Below are 25,742 nucleotides of genomic sequence, written 5' to 3'. Positions count from 1 at the left end.
AACTGTGGCACAGTTTTAGGGGGCCAAGACAATGGAGCGGATATCACCGCCGGAGCCGCGTCGAGGCCAAGATGCATTGCATCAAGCTGCTTGGCCAATCCCTGATGGCCAGAGACTTCGACCGGCAGGTCGCAGAAATCCAGGTCCGTGTTGCGGTGCTCAACCGCTACACCGCTCTTGGCATACCCGTCACAGAGCCCGTAGGATAAGTCCGTCCGGGGAAAGGGGCAGTCCGCTCACTCCCAGCTTTGTGCAACAAAGCCACCCTGGCCCTTAGAAGCCGCCGAATTCTCGGATTTGATATGGGCGTGCATGACAATGTGCTCGCCTACGATCAGGATTATTATGCGCTCAAATCGATCGGCCGACCACTGGCATGTCTGACCTCATCAAAGGGTGCGTTGTTTCACAATCTCAACACCGGTGGTGACGGGGTGCTTTCCTGCCTGGCTTACATCGCACCCCATGAGGTCTCCGCGCTTTATCAAGCAACACGCGCCGGCGACTTTCCATTGGCCCAGGCAATACACAACCGTCTCGCGCCACTTATCTCTTTGCTCGATGGCCATGACAGGGCGACGCACGAGATGATCTTCCGAGAAGCCGCACATCTCAGAGGCCTTCTCGCAGCACCCGCGGCGCGCGACCTCCCTGCCCCACTCGATCAAGCCATCAGGACCCGGCTTGAGACAACCTTCGATAATATTGGGCTCACACCGATCAGATGGGTGTGAGTATCTTCAATCGATCAAGACTGATGCACCGTCAGTCAAGCCCCGTTACTGCGTCTTCAAGAGGGCCTTCCAGACCTTCGAACGCCAGATCATTCAGAAACTGGCGCCGCCAGAACAAGCCTCTGTCTACCTCACTTAATTCAGCCTCTTCGCAGAGGTCATTCCAACTTCCGCGGATCAACGCGATTTGTTGCGTCATGATGCCGAGTGCAGCTTCATTCGAAAGATGAAACTCCGGCGACGCGGCCAGACAAAGTGACAGTTGGCTTCGGCGTTCCGTCCCGACAATACACATGGCCTGAGAGGCTTCCCGACCCGCGCGTCCCTGCGGGCAGATATCATAGGCCGGGCTCAGGCTCAGCTGATCGCCATTCCAAAAAGCTGCATGGTTGCGAGCGTGGTCATCGGTGTTGCCGACCAGAATGTTAAAGGTCATACGCGCGAAGAGTTCATGCAGCGTCTTCTTAGGCTGCGTGAAGCGCGCGCGGATCAACTCCGCAAGTTCTGGATAGCTCGCATGGGCGGCCATGATCTCATGAAGCTCCAGCATAGTGAGAGCCGATACAAGCATACGTTTTGACCAGCCTTTCTCTGTGAGTGTCCGGTCGAAGCGCTCGATCAGCAATACATCCTTGCCGAGTGACTTTGTGAGTTTCACTGGCGCGACGTCCAGACCTGCAAGTGCAGCCATGCGCATGGCGATGAACTCACCCTTCACCACGCTGTAAGTGTCATTCGAAGACGAAAATTTCGCGATGTATTTTTTGTCGCCATCATCGATCAGCGCCTTCGGACGTGCCCCGCCTATGGCCGTTCCGTGCTGAAGCACTTCGGCCAACGCCGGTGTCAGCGGGACACCCTCATTGACGATATCGGCCGCCTCCTGGAGTTCGTCGAGTGTGGCAGCACTGGTTTCTCTTGGGGTATATTCACTCGCTGAGCGCTGGAAATCGAGCGCACCGATACGGTCCGATCCCGACTCGAGCATAAACGTCAGTTCGTCAAAGTCGACAACATCTGCTTCTGCACCGACAGCGCCCGTCAGTCGGTTGATGATCACCCGACGACCCCAGGCATCAGGCGCCGCATCGCGCAATGAACTTGCCATCTTGAGCGGCGGGATCGGATCGATCCGCCCTGCCCTTATCGGCAGCTCAGGCAGATAAAGAGGAATTGCCCTGTCTGAGCTCAGGTAGGACCGGCCATAGTTGAAAACATATATCTCGCCGTCCCTTTCGATCCGGCCGGCCACAACCGGCTCGGTCGCGTCTGGAAGCCAGACCCAAACAAAGGCACCTTCGGGTGCAGCGATCTCAGAAGTCATCCTGCACCTCGCTCTTTGGCTTTCTGATCTTTCCCGGCATCAGCGTAAGCTTGTCCTCTATCCGTTCAAGCTCCGATGCGAGTGATGTGGCATCGGGAACAAAGAGCGACTGGCCAACCAGCACGGCGGCCTCGAACACGAAACCGATATCGACCTGGGGATCTCCCTTTTCGATCTTCTGGAGCGTGCTGCGGGCAATGCCGATGCGGTCGGCCAGGTCCTGCTCCGCCATGCGGCGTTCCTTTCGGGCCAGTTTGATCTGTGTTCCCAGAAGCTTCAACGCCTGCTTCGTGAGCCGGGAATATGTCCTCTTTGTCATTTGCTCGCTCTTCCTTTCATGACCGCCAGCGCGGTCATATCGCCTCTATTGACCGTTGGGACGGTCATACAGCACATGAATCGAGTTGTAAAGAAATGACCGTTGAAGCGGTCAATAGAGAGTAAATGCCTGTTATCGCGGTCAAATCATATTTTTTGGACCCGGTATCCTCTGTTTTTGGCAACGCAATTAGATTTTCGGCCAAAAAGGAGAAGCGGCGAGGCCTCAGAGAGGGAAAGGCGGGAAAGCCCGGGGTGCCGGGCTTGATAGGGAGAGAGGCTCTCCCGGGGCCCGGGGTCCTAGAAAGAACCTCTGACATGACCAAAACAAAAGTCAAGACCAAGGTAAATACACCCGCCCCGGCCAACGTTGCAGCGGTGGTGGAGCTTGAGATAATCCCCCTCTCAAAGCTCATTCTCAGCTCCAAGAATGTGCGCAAGACACCGGCAAGCGAGGCGGCCGATGCAGAGCTTTATGCCAGCATCCTGGAGACCGGTCTCAAACAGAACCTCCTCGTTCACAAAGTCGGCGCCAAGTTTCACGTCCATGCCGGTGGCCGGCGTTTGGCCGCTTTGCAAAAGCTCAAGGCAGATGGGCATCTGAAGGCCGGCCACCTGGTCGACTGCCAGGTCGAGGATCCCGACCGCGCAGAAGATACCTCCGCAGCCGAAAACATAGTCCGGGCCGCTATACATGCCGCAGACCAATTTGAGGCTTTTGCCACGCTGCGCGCCAAGGGCCGCACCAAGGATCAGATCGCCGCACAGTTTGGGATCACGACCGATCTTGTGCGACGCCGGCTGAAGCTTGCCACTGTTGCGCCCGAGCTGATGGACATCTTCCGGGAAGGTGACATGTCGCTCGATTGTGTCATGGCCTTTACCTTGACCGATGACCATGTCCGCCAGATCGAGACCTGGGAAACGGTCAAGAGTCATTACAACCCATCGCCGCACGCCATCCGAAACCATCTCACGCAGAAGGCCTATTCGGGCGCGTCCAAACTGGCGCGCTTTGTCGGCATTGAGGCCTACAAGGACGCCGGCGGTACGGTCATCGAGGACCTCTTTTCTGAACGCGACAGCATGCATCTGGAAGATCCCGACCTTCAAGCCAGCGACCGCACCGTGGTCACGATTGATAGCGGAGGAGGGACTGAGCCCCCTGCACTGCCCACAGGTCAAGAACCGCTCAGCCAGAATGAGCTGAACCAGCGCTTGCAGCCTTCAGAGAGCACTCAGCCGACAGCGGTCGGTGACTTTCCTATCATTGGCGCAACCTAACTTCTCAAGAGCCTTGATGATCTCGACAGACCCCTCACACCAGAAGAGATCACCGCCTATGGCGCAGCGCTACAGGCCCAAATTCCGATGACGCCGGAAATGATCCTCGACTATCGCCGCCGTCTTGACGAAAGCCAGAAGGCAGCTGCGACACCGCCCTCCGGTCGGTTTCCAAATGCCATTACCGACACCGTGAAAATCTCTCTCCGAGCTGCGCAATCGCCAGGAGTTTTTCTTACTGGCCCAGATACAGTCAGCGTCATGGCGTTTTACGACCGGACCGGACAGCCATGGCCGATTGCGTCCTATGTGATCGGTCGATCCGGCAGCTTCCAGGTCTATGCCATGCAGGAAGGCTCAAACCAGCTTGCGGTGACCCCTCTCGTCCCACACGGGTTTTCCAACATTGCCGTGTCCCTTGTTGGCGAGAGCAGGCCGCTTGTCTTCGACGTACGCACTAACTCGCTCAACACGCATTATCGGCGGGACTTTATCGTTGAAGGTCTTGGGCCGAATGCGAACACGACGCCGCTCGATACATCGAACCGTGATCAGCGATCTCGAGCTTCTGACAATGTCATGATGGCCTTTGCGACAGGCGCCGACATTCCTGGCGATGCAAAACGGCTTCGGATCGACAATCCGGCCGTCCGCGCCTGGCAGTACAATGGTGCGATCTATCTGCAATCTCGAGAGACAATTATCTCGGCTCTGAAGGTGTAGACGCCCCCGCTGACCTCGATGTGTCATTGTGGGTTTGCAAACAACCTGAATGGAGGCGTCTATGGAAGAGATTAGCATGATTGGCCTGGATTTGGCGAAGAATGTGTTCCAGGTGCATGGAGCGGATCACACGGGTCACGCAGTTTTGCGGAAGAAACTTCGCAGAGGTCAGGTTCTGGAGTTCTTTGCCAAGTTACCGCACTGTGTGGTTGCCATGGAATCCTGCTCCAGTGCGCACGACTGGGGCCAGGAGATTGGTCGCCTTGGTCACGATGTCAGACTTATTCCGCCAGCGTATGTGAAACCCTTCGTTAAACGTCAGAAGAACGACATGGCGGATGCGGAAGCGATTTGTGAAGCTGCAAGTCGACCCACGATGCGCTTTGTTGCCGTGAAAAGCGAAGAGATCCAGGCGTCCACGATGGTTCTTCGAGCGCGGGAATTGTTGGTTCGGTAGCGCACTCAATTGATCAAAGCTCTTCGAGGTCACCTTGGAGAGCTCGGACAGGTGGCCCCGCAAGGCGCGGCCAATATTCGCAAACTGATCGCTTTAGTGGGCTCTCACGATAAGTCGATCCCGGGCGTGGCCCGGGAGTGCCTTGAAAGGCTGAGCAGCATGTTGAACCAGCTGGATGGTCAGATAAAAGAGCTGGATGCCGAGATTGCCCGCCGCGCGCGGTCAAACGAAATGGCACGCCGCCTGATGACGGTGCCTGGAATTGGCCCGCTCATCGCAACTGCGCTGGTGGCCCTTGCCCCGCCGCCGGAAACGTTCCGCCGTGGTCGGGATTTCGCCGCCTGGCTCGGACTGGTTCCAAGACAGCATTCAACAGGGGGCAAGCAACGCCTCGGTGCAACGACAAAGATGGGGGAACGCTCGATCAGGCGATCAAGCCAGGGATTTGTTCGCGTTCTATTTCGAGCGCGCCACATGACGACACTGTTGGCACCGATAATCAACAAGGATCTGTTGCAAACTTTTTGCCACTGACGCTCGAGAACGCAGAGAGTGAATAGCGGCCGGTGTAATTCAGCCGAAAGTCAGTTCATGATTTCTTTCAAGGGAGCGCAATATCCGAAGGGTGTGATCCTATTCGCGGCCTTCTTCTACGTTCGATACGGTGTTTCATACCATGACCTGGAGGAAATCATGGGTGAGCGCGGTGTTTCGGTGGACCACACTACACTGAACTGCTGGGTGAAGAGATACTCTAGCGCGATTGCCGAGGCCGCGCGTCGCCGCAAAAAATCTTGCGATCGTTCTTGGAGAATGGACGAGACCTACATCAAGGTGAAAGGGGCGTGAGTATATCTCTATCGAGCTGCCGACAAGCACGGTATGACGCTTGATTTCATGTTTTCGCAGCGTCGAAACAAACCCGCCGCTACCAAATTCTTTGCTCGGACGCTGGAGGTCAACGGCCTTCCAAGAAAGATTGTCATCGACAAAAGCGGAGCTAATACGGCTGGCATCAAGGGGGCGTTGTTGCAGAACTCTTTCTACGAGGGATTCACAACGAGAAACCACATGGTTAATCGGGTCGAATGAGCAATCCATCATCCGCCCGTTACCGCGTCACGAACTGGTCTGACTACAACGCTGCGCTCAAGAAACGCGGTTCACTTCTTGTCTGGTTGGACAAAGATATGACCTGGCTCGCGGCGCATGAGAGTAAGCCTGGGCGTCCGCCAGTCTTTTCGAATGCTGCGATCCAATTCTGCCTGTCGATCAAGGTGCTGTTCAAGCTGCCGCTGAGACAGACAGTGGGGATGGTCGCCAGCCTCTTGCGATTGGCCGGGCTAGACTGGCCTGTGCCAGACTTTTCCACACTAAGTCGTCGTCAGAAGAACTTAGCCGTTCAGATCCCGTATCGCCGTGCCGACGGTCCGCTCAACCTTCTTGTCGATAGCACCGGGATCAAGTTTCTCGGCGATGGCGAGTAGACAAGCCCGCAAGCATGGTGTTCGGGGGCGTCGACAATGGCGCAAGGTACATCTGGCCATGGACACGGCTACCTCGGACATCCGGGGGTCGATTCCGGCTCGGGGCAGAATCGTATCATAAGGTATTCCCCGCTTTCGCTCCCTACTACGTGGGTTGGTAAGATACGAAATGAGACAGGTGCAAAAGGCAGAGCAGTCGTTGTCTGCTCAATCTACAGCACGGTCGCCAAGTATTTCTTATGAGACGGCTCGCAAGGCGGCCCTTCCCAATTTGCCAGCAAGGAAATCCGCTGCGAGAGAAACATGTGCCTCGCATGCTCCTGAATTATGAACAGATATCACGACTTCAGACAGTCTCGGAAAGCCCGCTTGCCCGTCAATAATCCTGAGACCGCCAGGTATGACAGAAGCTTCCATCACAGATACTGACGAGCCGTCCAGAAGGGCCTTTTCCATCAATCCTATGCTGCGAGTTGAATAGGCGACGCGCCACGGGCGGTCGATGCATTTCAATGCGTCCAAGGCAATTTCTCTGCACACACAGCCTGCCGGGAAGAGAACAAGGGAGAGTGGCGCATCAGGATCATCAATGAAATCAGGGGCGGCGACCCAATGAAGCGGTTCATGTCGTGCGATCCGCCCCCCGACGGCCTCGGGACGGTGCGTGGCGACGACCACATCAAGCTGTCCCTGTCTCATCAATGGCAGCAGGTCGCTGGCATTGTCACATGTGACTTCAAACTGCAACCGAGGGTGTTCTTTTCTTAACGCCGACAATAGAGGCGGCAGCAGGTAAGTTGCGTAATCATCAGGTGCTCCGATCCTGATCAGCCCTTCTGCTTCGGGGCGCTGGAGATGCGATAATGCCTCGTCATTTGTGGTCAGAATACGGTTTGCATAAACCAGTAACGCCTCGCCGGTTTGCGTGATGGTCACGGACTGACGGCTGCGTTCAAAAAGGCGCTTTTCCACAATCTCTTCGAGACGTTTGATCTGAAGGCTGACCGCCGACTGTGTACGCCCAATTGCGTGCGCAGCTTGGGTAAAATTGCGATGGGCTGCGACAGCGACGAAGGATCGCAGCAGGTCGATTTCGAGGTCGCGTTTCATAGCTCAAGATTTACATATCTCATCATGACAAACAATATTATTCGTTTCTATGATCAACGATCTGAAGCTACGGTCATCATGGGAGGCCCATGCAATGCTCGGTTTGTTTGCTCAATCAATGTTCGTAGCCACACGTGTCGAACCGTGGACCAACGCAGCCACAGGGTTCGATTGGCATTCATCACCAGGCCCAAGGGGAGACCAAAACAGAAAAGAGAGTGGAACCACAACATGCAAAGCATCGACATCAGCAACCTCAAAACACGGACAGGTACGGTCGAACGTGTCTGGCAGATTGAAATTCAGGCGACACCTGAAGACGTAGACAAGATTATTGACAATGTGATGAAGGTCGATCCGCTGATCTACGGCCGATACAAGCGTAATGCCTTTGTGAGTGCCACAGGCAGCGAAACCTACCTGCCGGAAGAAAACTCAACCAGCGCCGTGCACCTGGGAGCTGCAAACAAAGTTCAAACGTTTCCAAGTGTTCTGATCATCATTTCGATAGAGCAAAACTCTGAAACCTTAGAACGTGTTCTGGATGCGATACGCGATGTTCACCATTACGAAGAGCCGCTGATCTTCATCAAAGATTGTTGGGCCAGTCGCGCCAGTTATGACCCGCTCAACTCGAACCCCAATCGTTGGTGGAATCGCGACAAAGCCAGTGCGGGCACGTGACACTCAAATAAGCGCGTCGGATCATCGTGCTTGGCGATGTCGTTTCATAATGTCGAGTACAGTGTTCTTTGAAATGCCTAGATCGCGGGCGATCCAGCGGTAGGATCGCCCATCGGCAACGGCCTGTATGACTTGCGGCGTGAGCTTGTCGGATTTTGGTCGCTGGCCAGGCTGTCGTCCGAGCTTTTTGCCACGTGCACGGGCGGCTGCAAGGCCGGACTTTACTCGTTCACTAAGCAAGTCTCGTTCAAACTGTGCGATCCCCGCCAGCATTGTCGCCATCATCCGGCCATGTGGTGTATCCAACTCGAATGTCATGCCGCTCATGGCAACCACCGAGACTTTCCACCCGGAGAGTTGATCCAGCGTTTCCAGTAAGTCCTTCGTTGAACGACCCCATCGAGACAGTTCCGTGACGAGGATGGCGTCTATCTGGCGGGCCTGAGCAAGCTTCATGATCTTATTGCGCGCTGCCCGATTGGCTTTGGTGCCCGATGCGGTTTCCTTGAAGATGTTCACCACCTCGTATTCGCCCCGTTCGGCAAATGCGGTCAGCTCCGAAACCTGCCGTTCACAGGATTGGTCCGAGGTAGAAACCCGAGCATAGATGGCAGCGCGCTGTCCCAATTGAACCCTCTCGGATTTGTGGCTTGCAACTCTTTGATTTTGCTGGTGCGGAATGTGTCTCAATCAGACTATGAATAACAAGGACAAGCGGGTATGCCAAGACGATCCATTCTGACCGAACGCCAGCGGTCAGCCCTTTTCGATCTGCCGACCGATCAGGCTACGATCCTGCATCACTACACATTGGCTGACGATGACATTGAGCACATCCGCACGCGGCGACATTCCCACAATCGTTTGGGCTTTGCCCTTCAGCTATGCGCCTTTCGATATCCAGGGCGACTGCTGGTGGCGGGTGAGGTCATCCCATTGGAGGTTGGTCAATTCATTGCCGCACAACTTGGTGAAAACCCGAACGACCTGTCCTGCTATGCCGAAACAGATACGACCCGCCGCAGGCATCTGGTCGACCTGCGGAGCATCTATGGCTATCGGATGTTCTCCGGACAAGGTGCGCGCGATCTGAAAGCGTGGCTAGAAGGTGAGGCAGAGACCGCCCGTTCGAATGAAGACCTTGCCCGGAGATTTGTCGAAGAATGTCGGCGCACCCGGACAGTTTTGCCGGGTATATCGGTCATCGAACGGCTTTGTGCGGACGCTCTTGTCGCCGCTGAGCGCCGGATAGAAACGCGGATCGCAGATCGACTTAGCTGCGATATGAGAGAACGTCTGGATGGCTTATTGTCCGAGTTGGTGGATGGTACTGTCAGCCGTTTTGTATGGCTTCGACAATTCGAGGTTGGCAAAAACTCGGCTGATGCCAGCCGCCTTCTGGATCGGCTGGAATTCTTGCAGGAACTCTGTCTGCCAGCAGATGTCTTGGGGGACGTTCCTCCTCACCGTGTTACACGGCTGCGCCGACAGGGCGAAAGATATTTTGCAGATGGCCTGCGCGATATCACGAGTGACCGCCGTCTTGCTATTCTTGCTGTCTGTGCGGTCGAATGGCAGGCTGCCATTGCTGATGCCGTGGTCGAAACCCATGACCGGATTGTCGGCAAGACATGGAGAGACGCCAAGAAAATCTGCGACCTGCGGGTGACAAACGCAAAATCAGCCCTTCACGACACACTGAAATCTTTCAAGAATTTGGGGCTGCCCTGCTGGAAGCAAGGGAGATGGCGCTTCGCTCGATGCCGCAACCGAAATCTCCTGCGGTTGGCCACAACTCGAAAGCCTCGTCGCGACGGCCGCCGAACTGACAGACACGATGACTGCCGATCCCTTAGCCCATGTCACGCAAGGCTTCCACCGGTTTAGGCGCTATGCGCCTCGCATGCTGCGTGTTCTTGATATCCAGGCTTCCGCCGTGGCCAGTCCGTTGATGGCAGCGATGGCACTCATTGGGAATGAACAACGGCGCAGGTCTCGACCAACTGGCTTTCTGCGGCGCAGTTCAAAATGGCATCGGCACCTGAATACGCAAGCCCCGATGACCATCGGCTCTGGGAAGTGTCAGTGCTGTTCCACATGCGCGATGCATTCCGGTCTGGTGATATCTGGCTCGCCCATTCCCGTCGTTATGCCGATCTGAAGCAAGCTCTTGTGCCGATTGAGGACGCCAGAGCGACACCGAAATTGACGGTGCCATTCGAGCCGGAAATATGGATCGCAGATCGCAAAGCCCGATTGGCGCAGGGGCTTGAACGCCTCGCCAAGGCTGCCAGGACCGGAGCAGTACCAGGAGGTTCTATTGAAAACGGAATCCTGAAGGTTGACCGGCTGAGTTCAGCCGTGCCCGAAGAAGCTGACGCGCTGGTGCTCGACCTTTATGATCGCCTACCTTCCGTCCGCATCACTGATCTGCTGCTGGAAGTCGATGACGAAACAGGCTTCACCGAAGCCTTTACGCATTTGCGCACCGGATCACCCTGCAAAGATCGTGTCGGGCTGCTGAACGTACTGTTGGCCGAAGGGCTGAATCTTGGCCTGAGCAAGATGGCCGAAGCAACCAACACGCACGACTATCTCCAACTCTCGCGCCTGTCACGTTGGCACATTGAAAGCGATGCCATCAATCGGGCGTTGGCAACAGTCATTGAAGCCCAATCTCAATTGCCCATGGCCAGATTCTGGGGTGGCGGAGTCACAGCGTCCAGTGACGGTCAGTTCTTTCCTGCCGCTCGACAGGGCGAAGCGATGAACCTGATAAACGCAAAATATGGCTCTGAGCCCGGTTTGAAAGCCTACACCCATGTGTCTGACCAGTTTGGCCCGTTTGCGACCCAGAACATCCCAGCCACGGTGAACGAAGCACCATACATTTTGGACGGGTTGCTCATGAATGAAACGGGCAGGAAAATCGAGGAGCAATATGCTGACACCGGTGGTTTTACAGATCACGTCTTTGCCGTCACCGCACTTTTGTCATATCGCTTCATACCCCGCATTCGCGATCTGCCATCCAAGCGGCTTTACCTGTTCGATCCCGCTTCCGCGCCAAAAGAGCTTCGCGGTTTGATCGGTGGTAAAGTCCGGGAACGTCTCATCACAGAAAACTGGCCTGACGTTTTGCGGGCAGTGGCAACTATGGCGGCTGGCACAATGCCGCCAAGCCAGCTCTTGAAGAAATTCGCGGCCTATCCCCGCCAGCATGAACTTGCCCTCGCTCTTCGTGAAATCGGTCGGATAGAGCGGACACTGTTCATCATCGACTGGTTGCTCGATGCCGACATGCAGCGCCGAGCACAGATTGGGCTGAACAAGGGCGAGGCGCATCATGCCCTGAAGAACGCATTGAGAATTGGCCGCCAAGGTGAAATCCGCGACCGTACTGCCAAGGGACAGCACTATCGAATGGCTGGGTTGAACCTCCTTGCTGCCGTCATCATCTACTGGAATACCAAGCATCTGGGCGAGGCGGTCACCGCGCGAAAACGCGCTGGTCTGGATTGCCCTGATGACCTTCTCTCGCATATCTCGCCGCTGGGATGGGCTCATATTCTTCTCACGGGCGAATACAGGTGGAAGAATCCGAGCCGTCACCGCTTATGATACAATCCTGCCCCCAGCCGGAATCCACCCCATCCGCGCCGTAGAATTCACCCCAAGCCGCGACGGCGAAAGTCCGGTCCTGCCATAGTTGCTCGACCAGATCCCAAAGGACGAGCAGATCGGCACAGTGACCGCGGACGGCGCTTACGACACGCGCCGCTACTACATACACCGCCATCATTGAGCGTGCCGCCGCCCCGATCATTCCGATCCGCACGAACGCTCGACCGTGGAAGGAAGACTGCTCGGCAGCCCGGGTCAGGAACGAAACACTGCGATCCACCCTCCACTACGGTCGGGCGTTCTGGAAGCGCTGGACAGGCTACTACGCTCAGAGCCGGATCGAGGCGAAGATGCGCTGCCTCAAGGCATTCGGTGAGCGCATCTCAGCGAGAGACCCCGACCGACAAACCGCAGAAATCCACATCCGCATCGCTCTCATGAACCGTTTCAATGCTCTCGGCACCGCCGAAATCACTCGTGTGGCATGACATCAGCGGGGAAAGGGGCAGTCGCGCCTCAAGTGTGAGTTACGCAACAACGCCTATGAAGCTTCCGAGTCGTCTTTCGCGATCTATGCTTTTCCATAGGTTGGGTCTTTCATTGCATTGGAGTTAACGCCGAAGCCTTCCAAGGCTGATGAATGGTGTCTTCGCAAGTGATGCGCCTTATCCGCCAAAATCAATAACACTGTAAAGGCCGATGAGAATGACAAGTGTGCAATGTAACTAGTTCACACGCATTGGTATTGTCTCATGTCTCAGCATTTTCATTCGGCTCAGGAAAGCGAACATATCGACAAGAATTGCGTGCGCAGCCTTTTCGTCAACCCGATAATAGCGTGTTAGTTGGGGTTGGCGCCTAACCGCCTCTTTTAGCGTGTGCTCGGTCGGAGCAGTACGTGTATCGTGAATTTCCGGATATTCAACCAGGTAAGACGCTAGAGAATCCGGTAGCGTAGTATTCCAAAAAACAGTCAGATAATCGCGAATGATCTGATCAGATATCTCTTCAGAACGCTTGCGGCGGGTACTCGCGTCCATTCGCGGGGTGCGCCCGGACCAGCGGTCCAAAAAAGCCAAAACAAATCGATCCCCATCTGTATCCAACACCTCTTGGAAAACGCCATCATGGACTGCCGGAACACTTGGATCGATAAAGTACTCTGTCCTCAACGCATGGCTGGAACTGTTCTCCGCACGTTCGTACTCTACGGGCAGTGTTCGCCTTGGGCACAGGGTTCGTTCTGCTCCGGGCGGCTGAGGGCATGCTCGCATTAATAGGATCAGTTGTTCTTCTCGAACAGAACACAAGTCTTCGACAAGGGCATCTTTGTTCTGGTTGATCTCGAATACAGGCTTGTATTCGAAGTGACTGAGAACCGATGCCACGCATCCTTTTACGCGCCAGCCGATTTCACCGGGTTTTGCGAGACCAACAGTTAATGTGAGTATGCTCTCACCTGTAGGTGCAGTGACCTTTGCTGTGGCTTCAAGCGTCTCAAAACTGAACCGATTCACGTTTCGGTTAAACCAATTTTTCAGTTTCCCAGTGTCGGCGTTTACGATGAAATCCATTTTCGTGTCGAATAGAACAGATGGTTCCAGGTGTTTCTGATCACCTTCATCAGCGCGCAATTGCACAATAGGGGTGTCCGCTAGTCTACGCGATATTATGTTCACATGCGGCGCCAAAGCCTCAACCTGGATCAACGCCCCAGTTTCAATCAAGGCAGAACATCTGCCCGTCCGGCGACAGCTTACCATCATCTTTGCCCGCACTGGGCTTGGGTCACCTTGTGCGCTGATATCTAGCTCCCAAGTTTCTTTATTTTCAATGTCATACCGGTCACGAAATTGATCAAACGCAATCAGCGGATATGGCGTCCCAAGCTTAGTCAAGAACTCGTCCACAGACTGGGATTTTGGATCATACTCGGAAATCAGCTGTTTGGCATGTCTGGTTAGTCGGCCATTTTCGCCCTCTGTATCCAGTTGGCGCAGAACACGAGCAAACCGGTCGGTATCGTGGAAATGAATGCGCGGAGCATTCCTTGGTGCTTCGGTGGGTGCAAACAGAAACACACACATTGTCAGAAAGCACGCCCAAGCGAATACACCTACCACCAAATGCGCCAGCCCTCTGCCTACTAGGTATTTGCCAAGAAACGCCAGTTTCCAGTTCCCAAGGCTTGACAGAGTAACAACAGGTTGTTCGAAGCGTTTGAACACCCAACCAAAAGCGAACAACGATCCAATGGCAAGAAGCACCGGACCAACAATGAACATGGATTCACTCGGCTGGAACACGCGGATCCAAGCAAAACAAGCAGCAGCGAATGCAGACCAGACGATTTTGGGTTGCAGAACAAGATTAACGACCCGCTCGTCAAATGGTACGCTAGGCGTTTGAACCAGAACCGTGGCCTTTTGCCCGTCCCCATTTAGAATTTCGCGTTTTGCCACCATCGCGCGGCGCAATTTCATATGAGCAGGAAACTGTCGCTCGAATTTCAATCCATCCTCGATCCAGCCATATCTCCGCTCGATCAGTTCGACCCATTCTTTGCCTGCTGAGATGAATTTTTTGATCTCATCGCGCCCGGAAAACTCGTTTTCAGACAAGCATATTACCAGAGCGCGCTCAAAATCATGACCACTCGAAAGATCGTCTAGCAACCTGTCGTTCAGCAAGCTGGTCCAGGTAGTGACGTCGTAATCCCGGCTTTCAATCAGATAACGCATCCTGGCCAAAAGATCTTGATAAGCTGCGGCAGAGGCAACCGGTCCGGGCAACTCAATGGATTCTGTATCGTTGTGATCGGTCGAACTTACTGGTTCTTGACGCTTTGGTGTATCGTCCTCTGCGGTTGCTTTGCCTTCTTCAACCTCAGGAGGTTCCGGTCTGATTGCGTCTCGATGGCTTTGCACCTGATCCGACTCATTGTCGGCTGCCATCTGCCGTGCAAACTCATACGCGTGACGCAAAGCCTGAAACGCTTCGGGATCCGCCTGACGGTCCAGAGCTTTCAATTCGCTCGCATAGGCCTTGCGAATTTGTTTGTCAGACGCAGGCCCGTCTAAACCCAGAGTGTTCCACGGAAAAACACCGGACTTACCGGACATAGTTGCGCTCAATGATCTCGATGTTTTGAAGCAACTGGTCCCGATATCTCGCGATTTCACGCGGATCTTGTTTGCTCAATATGGACCTGTCGCGTTTTTGTGCCGCTCCAAGTGCTCGTTTAAACCACTTTCCGTTCGAAGGCGACGGGACTTTTCCAGCCCAGTGCTGAGTGTCGGCGGCGCGGATTGTAGAAGCCGTTGATGTATTCGAAGATGGCCGCTTCAGCCTGCCGTCGGGTTTGCCATGACCGCCGCCAGATCAGCTCAGCTTTGATCGTTTTGAAGAAGGTCTCGACGGCGGCGTTATCATAGCAATTGCCTTTGCCGCTCATCGACACTTTGAAGTCATGTTGGCGCAGGATCTTCTGATAATCGTGGGAACAGTATTGGCTGCCACGATCCGTGTGGTGGATGCAGTCCTTCGGTGGTGATCTGAAGGCGATAGCCATTCTCAGCGCCCTGATGGCCAGGTCTCGCTTCATCCGATTGCTAACAGCCCAGCCAATCACACGGCGGGAATGCAAGTCCAGAATGACGGCGAGATAAAGCCAGCCTTCACGGGTCCAGACATAGCTGATGTCACCAGCCCATGTCTTGTTCGGCTGATCCGCTGTGAAGTCCCGATCCAGTAGGTTGGGCGCGATATTGAACTTGTGATCGCTGTCTGTCGTGACCTTGTGCTTGCGTGTTCTCAACACGGATATGCCGTTCTGGCGCATCAGGCGACCAACGCGACGATGCCCCACAGCCAAACCAATTTCCTTCAACTCTTCAGTCATGCGCGGCCTGCCATAGCTGCCCAAACTGAGGCGTGACTGTTCTTTGATATGCGCCAGCGTGACCAGATCAGACCGCTGTCTGCGACTGGCAGGGCGGCTGCGGAAGGCACGCAGACCGCGTGCGCTGACACCGACGACATCGCATAACCGGTTGGCTGGAAAGCTGGCTCTGTGTTCTTCGATAAACCTAAATCTCATTGCTTTAGGCCCGCGAAGAACTGGGTGGCCTTTTTTAGGATTTCCCTCTCCTCCTTGAGGAGCCGGATCTCCCGTCGAAGTCGCTCATTCTCTTGAGCGAGGCTCAAATCCTCTTTGGAAACCACGTCTGTATCTCGGTGCGCTGTGATCCATTTGTTCAGCGTGGACATCCCGACACCTAGATCATCAGCCACCTGCTTGCGTGTTAGCCCACTGGTCAATGCGATACGCACCGCATCTTGCCGGAATTCGGCCGTCCGTTTCAGTCCCATAGTCAGTCTCCTTTGCTGCAGTAGATGCTATCAAAGGAGCGGCATCAAACCGTGACAGGTCCAATACTTGCTCAAACTCGGAAATAAGGTTTGTGACCTCCGCGCGATCTACACCAAGCAGAATCGCGTATAGGCTCTTGAGCTTTTCTAACAGAGCTACGTTTTCTTCATCTTCCCGCGGATGTACTTTGAAGGCGTCCAACGCTCGCAAACGCGCCAGTTTTTCCGCGCTCGAAAGCGAAGCTGCATTACCTTCAATCACCATTTGGCGCGACAAACCCGTGGATGTAACCGTCACGTCAACCTGCAACAATCCGCTCGTATCATAGGAAAATCGGACCGCGATTGTTTCCTTACCTTTTTGATTTGGGGGTACCTGCACTGACATATGTCCGATTTTGATGTTCTCATCGGCGATCGGGGATTCACCCTGATAAACATCCACATTGATCTGGGTTTGCTTGTCTTCCAAAGTCCAAAAGTGGTTCATTCGCGATGCAGGCAAGATCGTGTTTCGCTCGATTATAGGAGCAAAACCATTGGGAATACTGCCAGTCTGGGTCTCGATATTTGAACGGATACCCAGCGAAAACGGAGCGACATCAGTCATAACCATCTCCGACAGCGCTTCATCATTGCGTAGCAATCCGGCTTGAACCGCAGCGCCATAGGCAACAACCTGATCCGGGTCGAGCCCAGCCTCGGGTAGTTTGCGCAGCAAACGTGCAGCTAGACCTCGCACCATCGACATACGTGTCGCACCGCCGACAAGGACCACCCGATCAATCTGATCTGCACTCAGTCGAGCATCATATAGTGCCTGTTCAATTGGTCGCCGCATCCTAAGTAATAGGCCTCCGCAGATCTCTTCGAACCGGTCGCGCGTCAACAAATACTCGATAGAGCGTTTTGATAGGTTGATCGTGACCTCCGCCTGATCCGCAGAAGACAAACGATGCTTTATCGCTTCAGCTGCCATATTCAGTTGGGCACGTTCGTTGGCATTGATCTTTCTGGCATCAAGATCATTCAGGTTCAGAATGTCTGCCAGAACTGCTTGAGTGAAATCTTCGCCCCCCAATTGCGTATCCCCGGAACTGGAGCGAACTTCCATGACCCCTTCGAACATCTCAACAATCGAAACGTCAAACGTACCCCCTCCAAGGTCCAAGACCATGATTGTCTGTTCGGTATCCTTTGCATGAAGCCCATAAGCCATGGCGGCGGCTGTAGGCTCATTGATCAAATTCGGACGTGGCAAACCCGCTAGCTCGGCGGCGAGGATTGTTGCTTCGCGTTGTGTTGAATTGAAGTATGCGGGAACTGAGATCACCAAGGCACCAATGTCCACCGTGCCTTCGTTGGCCGTCAAATCAGCCTTGAGTTTACGAAGAACAATCGCTGACAATTCGCTGGAATTGTAGGACTGCCGTCCAATCTCGTAAGTCTTGGAAGTGCCCATTGTCCGTTTAAAGCTGGCGGTTGTCATTCCAGGGCAACTAACCAACCGCGCCTGTGCAGGTGATCCCACCAACAACGTAAAATCGTCCGATAACCCAACCACCGAAGGCGTCAGAACTTCTCCATTACTACTTTTGATCAGTTCAACCTCACCGTTTTCGCGTATAATCGATACCAGTGAATGGGTTGTTCCAAGATCAATTCCGACCGCCAGCAACTCGAACCTCCTGCAATTTATGACTAATTTTCGTGCGAGACCTGAACCAACTATGCGCAATGTTGAAAAATCTGGGAATGCCAGCATCCCGCCCATGGTGTTCGGCAATAACGTGTCCCTGGTGCAGAAATCGATGTTCAGAGTTTTCTGGGTGCGTCTCTTTAGTCATGCTTTTCGCGTTTGCTGCGGTGCAGGAAAGATCTTGGCCAGCTTGCGGAGGTCTTAAATGGTGGAGGCGAGAATTAAATCGTTTCTTACGCCACATCGGCTTCATAATCGTAGCCTGTCTAATCTCATCTTTCCTTACCTATGACATCAATCCAATTGCGGTCAGCAAGCAACGATTCCGACGACCAAATCGTACGACCAGGTTGCTGCATTAAGAAATACTGAGAGGCTATATTTTAATAGGCTCTTACTATGATTTGGCCGTGTGGCGGGCGTTGTTGCATAACTCATACTTAAGGCGTAACGGCCCCTGGATAGCAAAACCCGTTCCCACCTTTGGCGGTTCGAATTTGTCTTGGTTGTCCTGCCCATGCGTAGACATCTTGGAAGAGGTGATGATGGATCGCCCGGTAATGCGCATAGTCAAGGGTTCTGTCACAAGCGCTGCGTTGCATCCTGCGACCGCAGAATAGCCATGACCTCCACGTCTTCGCCCGTGATGCGATAATAGATCGAATGGACACCGCAGACACTTCGCCTATACCCCTCGCGAATATCTGCAACCTCTTGATAAAGCAGGGGTGTCTCGGCTAGCACTTCAAATCGTTGAATGAGCTGCCAGAAATACTCATCTGACTTCGCGGCACCAAACTCTCTGACACCAAACTGGTGAATACATATTAGATCGTCTTTTGCTTCTTCCGAAAGCCTATAAGTCCCCCTTTTTGCGCAGTTCTTTCTTTGACTGTTCTAGTATTTCATCTGGGGTCATATCGGTGAATCCGAGTTGCTCAGCGCGGATCAGCTTTGCCCTGATTTCTTCCATGCCGTTCTCGATCTCACGGGCGCGACGCACCGCATCATTAACAGCATCGGTTTGCGTTTTAAACTCACCGCTGTCAACGCGGGCTTGCAGCCATTGATGATTTGGGTCAGTCAAAGTGATGGTCTGTCGTGGCATATCTCGCCTCCTATCGATCTGGTGTGATAATACACCAAAAACGACCAGTGTGTACTAGGACCAGTGTGTACTAGGTATGTATCCCTGGCATCAGGAGAACACCGCAAAGTGTGGGGCAGCTAAACTTTGTGTGTGTGCGTGATACTGCCAAGGATTTTAGATGTCGTCCGCGCCAGATGGGGTCACAACGTCAGTGAAGAATGACCTGCCCCTTGCAACGAAGCGACGGTGTGTCATGGTTCGGACTAAGGATCGGCCGAAATCCAAAAGGCGCAAGCGATTGGCAATCTGATGGGAGAATGTTGGGCAGAATTCGTGTAAATCCGATTGTTCCGTGCGGGTGAACGCGCTGCCCAGATACTCAGATGATGGAGAACAAATGGCAGAATTGACCATCCCGCAAGCCGCCTGGCTTCGGTTCACAGAAAACCACCAGTCTCACCACGCCTGGATGTTGCTAGTATCTGCGGCCAGCCGCGGAGATACCGCGCGTGCAGAAGTTCTCTTAGGCATTTTGTCTGCCTGGGGCAAAACCCGGAAAGAACCGGCCGGACCTGTATCAGTAACAGGCATTGCCGATGCGCTGCGCCGCATCAAAACCGGGGGCGGCGCGTCGTTGGTATATCGTTGGCAACTACAATTCGACGAAATAGCCGAGCAGGCTACCCGGGTAGGCGCTTCAATTGAATAGGACATTAAGGAGTCCTTTGCGCCCCATTCGCAGTATTTGCCCACTTGCAGTGAGAACAATAAGAGAACATACTGTATCTTGTTCAACCAAATAGGTGCAATATGAGTCGGAAAACACGACGCGGTTTTGTCAAGAAAGACGAGGCATTGGAAAAGTTGGCCGACGCGGCGCGATTCAGGTGAGCATCGAAGCTAAGATTGGCTCGCCGGAATCGACCCGATAACTGTCGAAGCCGAGGGGAAGTAACAAGGGCTTTGTCGCATTCTTTTCTGAAGTATGAATGTTTGTTAGAAGTTGCTGTGTTTAGACGGCTAGTTCCGTAAACTGTTTGAACGGACAGATCTCGAGTCCGCACTGACCCTTTCGGATCATCTACGCAACTTCAATCCCTTCAAGCGTTGCAGAAGCGGAGGCGAATGACTTGAAACCGAGCATTGGGCGGATCCGTCGTTTGATAAATCGATGGTCTTGTTCAATGATGTTGTTTAGGAATTTCCGCCTCACCATCTCGATTGGGACCGGGCAACCAAAGCCTTTCAACATCTTGTTGATGGCCTTGATACCGGCAGTGTTGGCGCCGCTTTTGTAGATCACTATCTTTCTTGGGAGCCCGTTTACCTCGAGCGCACGAGCAAAGAATTTTGTCGCCGCAGCTTTGTTTCGCCGTTCGGACAGCAAAAAATCAAGGGTCTTACCGTGTTTATCTACCGCCCGATATAGGTAGACCCATACTCCTTTAACGCGCACATAGGTTTCGTCCATTCGCCAGGATCGACCGCAGCAACGCTTCTGACGACGTGCCCGATCGGCGACCAGAGGTGCGTATTTGACGATCCATCGGTTTAGCGTGGCGTGATCTACGTTAACGCCACGCTCGGCCAGGATTTCTTCCAGATCACGGTACGACACCGAGTAGCGCAGATAGAAGAACACCGCGTGCAAAATCACGTCCCTTGGGAAATGAGCGCCTTTGAATGAGATTGTCACTGCCCGCCTCGTTCGAAATCCGAGACGCCATTAACACGGAGGCGACGAAGCCGTAAGTTTGCGACAAAGCCCTCATCCATACGCCAGGATTCAGCGGTGTTGGCCTTTCGTTTCTGAGCTACGCGAGCGGCCAAAGGCGAGTACTTCACGACCCAGCGGTTCAGCGTCGCATGGTCAACCGATACCCCACGTTCTGACATGATCTCTTCCAGGTCGCGGTACGAGACGCCGTAGCGAATGTAACAGAAGACTGCGAACAAGACACGTCTTTCGGATACTGTGCGCCTCTAAAAGAAATCATGGACCAACCTCCAACTGGATAATGCAGTTCGCCACACAGGCGCTGACGCCACAAAGGTCAATGGTCAAAACTTTGCAACATGTGTAGACGCCTAAAACGCAAGAGGTAATTTGGCCGGTAATTGCATCGGTTCGGGTACTGACATGTGTTCGGCCTGTTGCGCGACCTTTGAACATGCCGCTGGCCCGTATGGTGTTAGCGGATCCGGTCCAATTCAAAACCACGTGCTTAAAGCACTCTGTTGCGATCTGGTTTTCCCGATCCGGTCTCACGATCCCTATGCCATACCGTCCATTGTCCTCTTCCGTTTCCGCCGCCTCACAGCTGCATACGCTTTATGCGTTGGCAGCCCCGGAGCCCGGTAGACATCTCCCGTGCTCATCAAGGCCCAAACAATTCGCGCCATCTTGTTTGCCAGAGCGACCCGAACCAGCAACGGTGGTTTGCGTTCGATCATGCGGGCAAGCCAAGGATCCTTTCCAGTTCTATTACGTGCTTGCCATAGTACCACGCTGTTGGCGCCGATGATCAGCAACCGCCTGAGCGAACGTTCTCCCATCTTTGTTGTCGCCCCGAGACGCTGCTTGCCTCCTGTTGAATGTTGCCGGGGGACAAGGCCGAGCCAGGCGGCGAAATCCCGACCACGACGGAACGTTTCAGGCGGTGGCGCAAGGGCAATCAGCGCAGTGGCAATGAGCGGGCCAATACCTGGCACCGTCATTAGACGGCGCGCCATTTCACTAGCCCGTGCGCGACGGGATATCTCAGCATCCAACTCTTTGATCTGACCCTCCAACTGGTTCAACATTTCGATCAACCCATTCAAGCAAGCTCGCGCGGCTTCCGGTATCCCGGTCTTCCACTATTTTGACCAGCTTATGAATGTTGCTGGTCCCCTGCGGAACCACGTGACCCAGCTCTCCAAGGTGGCCGCGTAAGGCATTAATCAGTTGCGTGCGTTGCCTAACCAGAAGCTCACGAGCCCGAAACACCATAGCTGCCGCTTGCGCCGTTTCGCTCTTCACAGAAACAAAGCGCATCGTTGGACGGCTCGCAGCCTCACAGATAGCCTCTGCATCAGCGACATCGTTCTTCTGCCGCTTAACAAAAGGCTTCACATACGCTGGAGGAATAAGCCTGACTTCGTGACCCAATCGGCCAATCTCTCGGCCCCAGTAATGCGCACTGGCACAGGCTTCCATCGCCACCACGCATCTCGGCAGAGTGGCAAAATACTCAAGGACCTGACCCCTTCGCAGTTTCTTCCGCAGTATAGGGTGACCAGTGTGATCTGCTCCGTGCACTTGGAAAATGTTCTTCGCCAAATCCAGGCCAATCATGCTAATCTCTTCCATAGACGCCTCCATTCAGGTTGTTTGCAAACCCACAATGACACATCGAGGTCAGCGGGGGCGTCTACACCTTCAGAGCCTAAACAGAACCGTTTCAAGTTGTGTTTGTCCAGAACCTGTATCTGCCCTGCCCGGTGACTTCGCGGGCAAGGCCCCGTTCTGTGAACAGGTTGAGATTGCGCCGGGCGGACATTGCCGAGCAGCGCGTCTCGCGGGCCACGAGTTCGGCGGACACAACCGGATACCGGGTCAGGATATCGATCAGCATCGGGGGTGTGCGCCCGGACAGGTCCCGGATCTGCGCCCGCGCGCGGACCAGCCAGGCGGTCAACCGGTCCAACTCCATCAGCGCGGCCAGCGCTCCAGCCTCGGCCGCCGCGTAGAAGGCCCGCAGCCGCGCCTCGGCAGAGGCCTCTCCATCCTTCAGCGCATAGCGGTCAAAGCGGTGGCCGCCGGAAACAGGCAAAAAAGGGGCTAGCCCCCCTGCCCCGGTCCGCATCGCCGCAACCACCGGTTCCAAAAGTTCGTCCCAGGGGGTCAGACCTTCGCGGCGCCAGAACGCCAGATCGCAGGCCGCACGCGTCATCTCGTGGCATGCATCCAGCTGGTCGTGATGCGCGCGAAACTCTACGTCGAGCGCATTCAGTTCCTCTCCCACCGGCTGGCCTGCCTCGGGGTCTGGGTTTTGCGCCCCGGCCACCTCCGCCCGGCCCAGAAAGACGCGCAGTCCTTCGGGTGCCAAGGGACCCTGCCCCACCAGTCGCCGTATCGCCCAGCCGGCCCGCGCCAGGGCCTGTGCTTCGTCCCCACCGGCCAGACGCAGAGCCCGGTAGAGCGCGATCTTCTCGGGCGCCAGCCAGACCCCTTCTGCCCGCAGCGTCGCCGAAACCGACAGTAAGGCAATCCGCTCCGCCACCCCGGCGGGCATCTGCCGCAGCCGCTCCCCGAACCGGGTCACCGCCGCCACCGCCGCCACCAGTTCGCGATAGCAGGCCTGTTCCGCCCTCAGCCAGATCTCGGGGTGCAGCGACCCCTCCCGTGCCGCCACCGGCCAGGGCAGATCGGCCAGCGCCTCACCCGGTTCGGGAGCCTGTGGGAGAAACCACAAATCCTCGTCAGGCACCGGATCGACGTCGTAGATCGAGCGCGTGGGGTCGTTTAGCTCGCCTTTATTTTCTGACCTTATACTCATTGGTGATCAGAATACGGGTTTTTTGTGCTTTACCAAGCACAACTTGCAAGCCTTCTATTATACTCGATAAGTAGCCCTTATCATATTTAATTGATTTCCCGTGAATTTGCGCGCAGAATGGCGGCCATGAAGCCCCCTGCCCAATACCTTCCCGCCGCCTTTCCCGCCCTCTCGCAAGCGGACCAGGACGCGCTGACCGATCTCTATGTCCGTGGCACGCCCGCCAACACGCTCAGGGCTTATGAGCGCGACCTGCTCTACATCACCGCCTGGAAGACCCTGAGGGTCGGCACTGGTGCGGTTTGGCCAGAAACTGAGGATGTCGCCCTTCGTTTCATTTTGGATCATTCGCGCGATCTTGGTGATGCCCCGCCTGAGGACATGGCCCGGCAAGTGGCAGAGGCGCTGATCGCGCAGGGGTTGCGCAAGTCCCTCACCTGCCCGGCCCCGTCGACGCTGGACCGGCGCATCGCGTCCTGGCTGGCCTTTCATCGGATGAAGAACCTGTCCAGCCCGTTTGCCGCCCCGCAGGTGAAGCAGGCCCGCGCCAAGGCGTGCCGCGCCGCCGCCCGGCCCCTGCCCCGAAATCCGCCCATCCGATCACGCGTGAGGTGCTCGAGCAGCTACTGGCCACTTGCCGGGGGTCGCGTCGCGATTGTCGCGACCGGGCGCTGCTGATGCTGGGTTGGGCCAGCGGTGGACGTCGCCGGTCGGAGATCACTGGGTTGATGTTTGAAGACGTTTCGCTGAAGGAATTCGAAAAGACCGGAGTCGTCTGGCTCTCATTGCTGGAAACCAAGACCACCCAAAGGGCGAGACCCCACGTCTGGTGCTGAAGGGCCGCGCCACGCAGGCGCTGGTGCATTGGATCGAAGTTGGCGGGATCAGTGACGGCCCCCTCTTCCGCCCGATCTCCAAGGCCGACCGGGTGCTGAAACGCCGCCTCAGCCCGGATGCCATTGCGCAGATTGTCCGGCACCGCCTGAAACTGGCCAGGCTGCCCGAAGATTTTGCCTCCCCCCACGGGCTGCGCTCAGGCTTCCTGACGCAAGCGGCGCTGGACGGCGCTCCAATCCAGGCCGCCATGCGCCTGTCGCTGCATCGCTCGCTCGCACAGGCGCAGAAGTATTACGATGACGTCGATATCGCGGAAAACCCGGCAGCCGACCTGCTGGGGTAAGCATTTACTGATCGTTTAAAGAAATCCCAACCTGAAGGATACTCTGGCTGCACCGCCTATGTCCTGTTCCCCGTCGCATCAGTCAACGCAGCCAGCGCAGAAACATGTCGCGGCAGATCGCAACGGGAATGCAGGATATCGATTATGATCACGCTATCCGGCTGATCCAAGTAGACAAGGAAATGCTCTCCTGCTCGCACATACCTGAGATCAACCGCTTCTTCGACCAATAGAGAACAACTGCGGCTGGCCGCCCTGCCCTCCGTGATGGCCTGACAGCGCGCTATCAGTTCTTGTTCATAAAGATCGGCTTGATGCTGTCCAAACTTGTCGATGGTCCATCGCGCAATTTCCACCAGGCTGGCTTCAGCGCGGCATGTCAGTCGAAAGGGTCTGGTCACGCTTCGGTTCGTGCCTTTGCAAAGGCACGACGGATCGCATCCGGACCGCTGCCTTCTGCCAGATCTCCAGCCTGAGCCTGCGCCACACCCTCCTGCAGGCCTTGTTTGAGAGACACTAGGCCCGCTTCTTCCCGCTCCAGAAGCCGAAGGCCGGCGCGCAATGCTTCACTGGCGTTTTGATAGCGACCGGAAGCAACCAGATTCTCCACCAGTTGATCCTGAGATTCTGTGAGTACGACATTGCGGGTTACCATGGCTTAAGCCTCCTCTTTGGCAATATATGCCAATGAGACTGTCAGTACAACGCTTGGGGAGCCCATAGTCGCTAATTGGGGCGAGCTGGTTTTAGGGACGCCCAAGGGATGTGTACACACGGATCGTGTCTGTGATCCCATATGATTCCAACGACAGTAGAGACTTGCGCCAAAAGCCGCGCCGCGCAAACACAGCTGCATTGGATCGAGGACCGTTCCTTGTTCCGCCGAAACTTGATGGGACACAGTACTCTAAACCCAGCGTCTCCCTGCACGCCAGTTCATGTGCCCTCGGCCAGCAGCTGACTCTAGCCGGAGAGTCCGCGGGTTTGCCTCTCCTCAACGGGCTGCGCTCGGAGTATCTAACCCGGGCCGCCGCGCCCTTCTCACTGCATCGTCCTCCCGTTCTGGCGCAGAAGTACTAATGCGACGTATCTATCGCAGAAAACTCGATTACAAAT

Annotated in this window: 20 protein-coding genes and 9 pseudogenes; 14 read left to right on the top strand and 15 right to left on the bottom strand. The window is 55.1% G+C overall.

The window, feature by feature from the left end; all coding sequences use genetic code 11:
- Positions 1-26 precede the first annotated feature (26 nt).
- Positions 27-209: pseudogene (locus ACR3ES_RS22795) on the top strand (IS5/IS1182 family transposase); the annotation flags it as partial.
- A gap of 93 nt (positions 210-302) precedes the next feature.
- On the top strand, positions 303-734 hold the full coding sequence (locus tag ACR3ES_RS22790; protein WP_170436797.1) for a dihydrodipicolinate synthase family protein: 432 nt from the start codon (positions 303-305) through the stop codon (positions 732-734).
- Between the two features lie 31 nt (positions 735-765).
- On the opposite strand, the gene ACR3ES_RS22785 is transcribed toward ACR3ES_RS22790, so the two are convergent.
- Together ACR3ES_RS22785 and ACR3ES_RS22780 are read right to left on the bottom strand one after the other, a co-directional pair.
- The gene (locus ACR3ES_RS22785; RefSeq protein ID WP_170436800.1) at positions 766-2,058 is read right to left on the bottom strand and encodes a type II toxin-antitoxin system HipA family toxin; all 1,293 of its coding nucleotides are present in this window, start codon (positions 2,056-2,058) and stop codon (positions 766-768) included.
- Positions 2,048-2,377, bottom strand: a complete 330-nt coding sequence (locus tag ACR3ES_RS22780) for a helix-turn-helix domain-containing protein (protein ID WP_170436803.1) — start codon at positions 2,375-2,377, stop codon at positions 2,048-2,050. Before ACR3ES_RS22780 ends, ACR3ES_RS22785 begins: the two co-directional genes overlap by 11 nt.
- Before the next feature lie 317 nt (positions 2,378-2,694).
- Between ACR3ES_RS22780 and ACR3ES_RS22775 the strand changes: the two genes are divergently transcribed.
- From ACR3ES_RS22775 to ACR3ES_RS22755, 5 genes and pseudogenes are all read left to right on the top strand, one after another.
- Positions 2,695-3,660 carry a ParB/RepB/Spo0J family partition protein gene (locus tag ACR3ES_RS22775; protein ID WP_170436806.1) on the top strand — a complete coding sequence of 322 codons (966 nt, stop codon included), beginning with the start codon at positions 2,695-2,697 and terminating at the stop codon, positions 3,658-3,660.
- Positions 3,661-3,747: 87 nt separating this feature from the next.
- Positions 3,748-4,383, top strand: coding sequence for a DotH/IcmK family type IV secretion protein (locus ACR3ES_RS22770; RefSeq protein WP_480425692.1), 636 nt, complete (start codon positions 3,748-3,750; stop codon positions 4,381-4,383).
- A gap of 61 nt (positions 4,384-4,444) precedes the next feature.
- Positions 4,445-5,272 (top strand): annotated as a pseudogene (locus ACR3ES_RS22765) (IS110 family RNA-guided transposase); the annotation flags it as partial.
- A gap of 159 nt (positions 5,273-5,431) precedes the next feature.
- Positions 5,432-5,860 (top strand): annotated as a pseudogene (locus ACR3ES_RS22760) (IS6 family transposase); the annotation flags it as partial.
- Positions 5,861-5,928: 68 nt separating this feature from the next.
- Positions 5,929-6,412, top strand: a pseudogene (locus ACR3ES_RS22755) (IS5 family transposase); the annotation flags it as partial.
- Between the two features lie 152 nt (positions 6,413-6,564).
- On the opposite strand, the gene ACR3ES_RS22750 reads toward ACR3ES_RS22755, so the two are convergent.
- On the bottom strand, positions 6,565-7,437 hold the full coding sequence (locus ACR3ES_RS22750; RefSeq protein ID WP_480425694.1) for a LysR substrate-binding domain-containing protein: 873 nt from the start codon (positions 7,435-7,437) through the stop codon (positions 6,565-6,567).
- 231 nt (positions 7,438-7,668) lie between these two features.
- On the opposite strand from ACR3ES_RS22750, the gene ACR3ES_RS22745 reads away from it, so the two are divergent.
- Complete coding sequence (locus ACR3ES_RS22745; RefSeq protein ID WP_480425695.1) at positions 7,669-8,121, top strand: hypothetical protein; 453 nt, start codon at positions 7,669-7,671, stop codon at positions 8,119-8,121.
- Between the two features lie 21 nt (positions 8,122-8,142).
- Here the strand turns inward: ACR3ES_RS22745 and ACR3ES_RS22740 are convergent, their stop codons facing one another.
- On the bottom strand, positions 8,143-8,748 hold the full coding sequence (locus ACR3ES_RS22740) for a recombinase family protein (RefSeq protein ID WP_480425696.1): 606 nt from the start codon (positions 8,746-8,748) through the stop codon (positions 8,143-8,145).
- A 93-nt stretch (positions 8,749-8,841) separates the two neighbouring features.
- Between ACR3ES_RS22740 and ACR3ES_RS22735 the strand changes: the two are divergent.
- Both ACR3ES_RS22735 and ACR3ES_RS22730 read left to right on the top strand, forming a co-directional pair.
- Positions 8,842-11,742: pseudogene (locus ACR3ES_RS22735) on the top strand (Tn3 family transposase).
- A gap of 31 nt (positions 11,743-11,773) precedes the next feature.
- A pseudogene (locus ACR3ES_RS22730) lies at positions 11,774-12,233 on the top strand (transposase); the annotation flags it as partial.
- A 237-nt stretch (positions 12,234-12,470) separates the two neighbouring features.
- Here the strand turns inward: ACR3ES_RS22730 and ACR3ES_RS22725 are convergent.
- From ACR3ES_RS22725 to ACR3ES_RS22705, 5 genes are all read right to left on the bottom strand, one after another.
- Positions 12,471-14,867: a hypothetical protein gene (locus ACR3ES_RS22725; protein ID WP_480425699.1), complete on the bottom strand. Its 2,397-nt coding sequence runs from the start codon at positions 14,865-14,867 to the stop codon at positions 12,471-12,473.
- A gap of 119 nt (positions 14,868-14,986) precedes the next feature.
- Positions 14,987-16,116, bottom strand: a protein-coding gene (locus tag ACR3ES_RS22720) for an IS3 family transposase (RefSeq protein WP_480424262.1) whose coding sequence is annotated in 2 segments (ribosomal slippage) — positions 14,987-15,873 and positions 15,873-16,116 — 1,131 coding nt in all. Because the reading frame shifts where the segments join, the coding sequence is not laid out codon by codon here.
- The gene (locus ACR3ES_RS22715) at positions 16,031-17,890 is read right to left on the bottom strand and encodes an Hsp70 family protein (protein WP_480493211.1); all 1,860 of its coding nucleotides are present in this window, start codon (positions 17,888-17,890) and stop codon (positions 16,031-16,033) included. Before ACR3ES_RS22715 ends, ACR3ES_RS22720 begins: the two co-directional genes overlap by 86 nt.
- 507 nt (positions 17,891-18,397) lie before the next feature.
- Positions 18,398-18,637, bottom strand: coding sequence for a type II toxin-antitoxin system RelE/ParE family toxin (locus tag ACR3ES_RS22710; RefSeq protein ID WP_480426315.1), 240 nt, complete (start codon positions 18,635-18,637; stop codon positions 18,398-18,400).
- Positions 18,638-18,671: 34 nt separating this feature from the next.
- A complete protein-coding gene (locus tag ACR3ES_RS22705; protein ID WP_480425702.1) occupies positions 18,672-18,923 on the bottom strand; it encodes a ribbon-helix-helix domain-containing protein in 252 nt (83 codons plus the stop codon).
- A 379-nt stretch (positions 18,924-19,302) separates the two neighbouring features.
- Here ACR3ES_RS22705 and ACR3ES_RS22700 point away from each other — a divergent pair, with 379 nt between their 5' ends.
- Positions 19,303-19,614, top strand: a complete 312-nt coding sequence (locus tag ACR3ES_RS22700; protein ID WP_170436819.1) for a hypothetical protein — start codon at positions 19,303-19,305, stop codon at positions 19,612-19,614.
- A 303-nt stretch (positions 19,615-19,917) separates the two neighbouring features.
- Here the strand turns inward: ACR3ES_RS22700 and ACR3ES_RS22695 are convergent.
- The 4 genes and pseudogenes from ACR3ES_RS22695 to ACR3ES_RS22680 form a co-directional block, all read right to left on the bottom strand.
- Positions 19,918-20,601: pseudogene (locus ACR3ES_RS22695) on the bottom strand (IS6 family transposase).
- Between the two features lie 62 nt (positions 20,602-20,663).
- Positions 20,664-20,902, bottom strand: a pseudogene (locus ACR3ES_RS22690) (IS6 family transposase); the annotation flags it as partial.
- A gap of 277 nt (positions 20,903-21,179) precedes the next feature.
- Positions 21,180-22,257 (bottom strand): annotated as a pseudogene (locus ACR3ES_RS22685) (IS110 family RNA-guided transposase).
- A gap of 91 nt (positions 22,258-22,348) precedes the next feature.
- The gene (locus tag ACR3ES_RS22680; protein ID WP_170436826.1) at positions 22,349-23,446 is read right to left on the bottom strand and encodes a helix-turn-helix domain-containing protein; all 1,098 of its coding nucleotides are present in this window, start codon (positions 23,444-23,446) and stop codon (positions 22,349-22,351) included.
- 126 nt (positions 23,447-23,572) lie between these two features.
- Between ACR3ES_RS22680 and ACR3ES_RS22675 the strand changes: the two genes are divergently transcribed.
- Genes ACR3ES_RS22675 through ACR3ES_RS22665 form a run of 3 tightly spaced genes read left to right on the top strand, consistent with a single transcriptional unit; the run spans position 23,573 to position 24,626 of the window.
- Entirely contained in the window at positions 23,573-24,124 is a 552-nt protein-coding gene (locus tag ACR3ES_RS22675; protein WP_480634779.1) for a hypothetical protein, read from the top strand.
- On the top strand, positions 24,124-24,282 hold the full coding sequence (locus ACR3ES_RS22670) for a hypothetical protein (RefSeq protein WP_480634778.1): 159 nt from the start codon (positions 24,124-24,126) through the stop codon (positions 24,280-24,282). Before ACR3ES_RS22675 ends, ACR3ES_RS22670 begins: the two co-directional genes overlap by 1 nt.
- A 23-nt stretch (positions 24,283-24,305) precedes the next feature.
- Positions 24,306-24,626 (top strand): site-specific integrase, encoded by a 321-nt coding sequence (locus tag ACR3ES_RS22665; RefSeq protein ID WP_480634777.1) that lies wholly within the window; start codon positions 24,306-24,308, stop codon positions 24,624-24,626.
- A 56-nt stretch (positions 24,627-24,682) separates the two neighbouring features.
- On the opposite strand, the gene ACR3ES_RS22660 is transcribed toward ACR3ES_RS22665, so the two are convergent.
- The gene (locus ACR3ES_RS22660; RefSeq protein ID WP_170436832.1) at positions 24,683-25,027 is read right to left on the bottom strand and encodes a type II toxin-antitoxin system RelE/ParE family toxin; all 345 of its coding nucleotides are present in this window, start codon (positions 25,025-25,027) and stop codon (positions 24,683-24,685) included.
- Complete coding sequence (locus tag ACR3ES_RS22655) at positions 25,024-25,281, bottom strand: type II toxin-antitoxin system ParD family antitoxin (protein ID WP_170436835.1); 258 nt, start codon at positions 25,279-25,281, stop codon at positions 25,024-25,026. The genes ACR3ES_RS22660 and ACR3ES_RS22655 overlap by 4 nt, the downstream gene beginning before the upstream one ends.
- Positions 25,282-25,742 lie beyond the last annotated feature (461 nt).

The organism is Ruegeria sp. B1 (assembly GCF_056535885.1).
Note: the sequence above shows the minus strand (reverse complement) of the source record. Positions and strands in the feature narration are given on the sequence as shown.

Coding starts and splice junctions, on each gene's coding strand:
- ACR3ES_RS22790 (WP_170436797.1), top strand. CDS start 303: ATGGGCGTGCATGACAATGTGCTCGCCTACGATCAGGATTATTATGCG.
- ACR3ES_RS22725 (WP_480425699.1), bottom strand. CDS start 14,867: ATGTCCGGTAAGTCCGGTGTTTTTCCGTGGAACACTCTGGGTTTAGAC.
- ACR3ES_RS22670 (WP_480634778.1), top strand. CDS start 24,124: ATGCTGGGTTGGGCCAGCGGTGGACGTCGCCGGTCGGAGATCACTGGG.
- ACR3ES_RS22655 (WP_170436835.1), bottom strand. CDS start 25,281: ATGGTAACCCGCAATGTCGTACTCACAGAATCTCAGGATCAACTGGTG.
- ACR3ES_RS22680 (WP_170436826.1), bottom strand. CDS start 23,446: ATGAGTATAAGGTCAGAAAATAAAGGCGAGCTAAACGACCCCACGCGC.
- ACR3ES_RS22775 (WP_170436806.1), top strand. CDS start 2,695: ATGACCAAAACAAAAGTCAAGACCAAGGTAAATACACCCGCCCCGGCC.
- ACR3ES_RS22745 (WP_480425695.1), top strand. CDS start 7,669: ATGCAAAGCATCGACATCAGCAACCTCAAAACACGGACAGGTACGGTC.
- ACR3ES_RS22700 (WP_170436819.1), top strand. CDS start 19,303: ATGGCAGAATTGACCATCCCGCAAGCCGCCTGGCTTCGGTTCACAGAA.
- ACR3ES_RS22780 (WP_170436803.1), bottom strand. CDS start 2,377: ATGACAAAGAGGACATATTCCCGGCTCACGAAGCAGGCGTTGAAGCTT.
- ACR3ES_RS22770 (WP_480425692.1), top strand. CDS start 3,748: ATGACGCCGGAAATGATCCTCGACTATCGCCGCCGTCTTGACGAAAGC.
- ACR3ES_RS22715 (WP_480493211.1), bottom strand. CDS start 17,890: ATGGGCGGGATGCTGGCATTCCCAGATTTTTCAACATTGCGCATAGTT.
- ACR3ES_RS22785 (WP_170436800.1), bottom strand. CDS start 2,058: ATGACTTCTGAGATCGCTGCACCCGAAGGTGCCTTTGTTTGGGTCTGG.
- ACR3ES_RS22705 (WP_480425702.1), bottom strand. CDS start 18,923: ATGCCACGACAGACCATCACTTTGACTGACCCAAATCATCAATGGCTG.
- ACR3ES_RS22750 (WP_480425694.1), bottom strand. CDS start 7,437: ATGAAACGCGACCTCGAAATCGACCTGCTGCGATCCTTCGTCGCTGTC.
- ACR3ES_RS22675 (WP_480634779.1), top strand. CDS start 23,573: ATGAAGCCCCCTGCCCAATACCTTCCCGCCGCCTTTCCCGCCCTCTCG.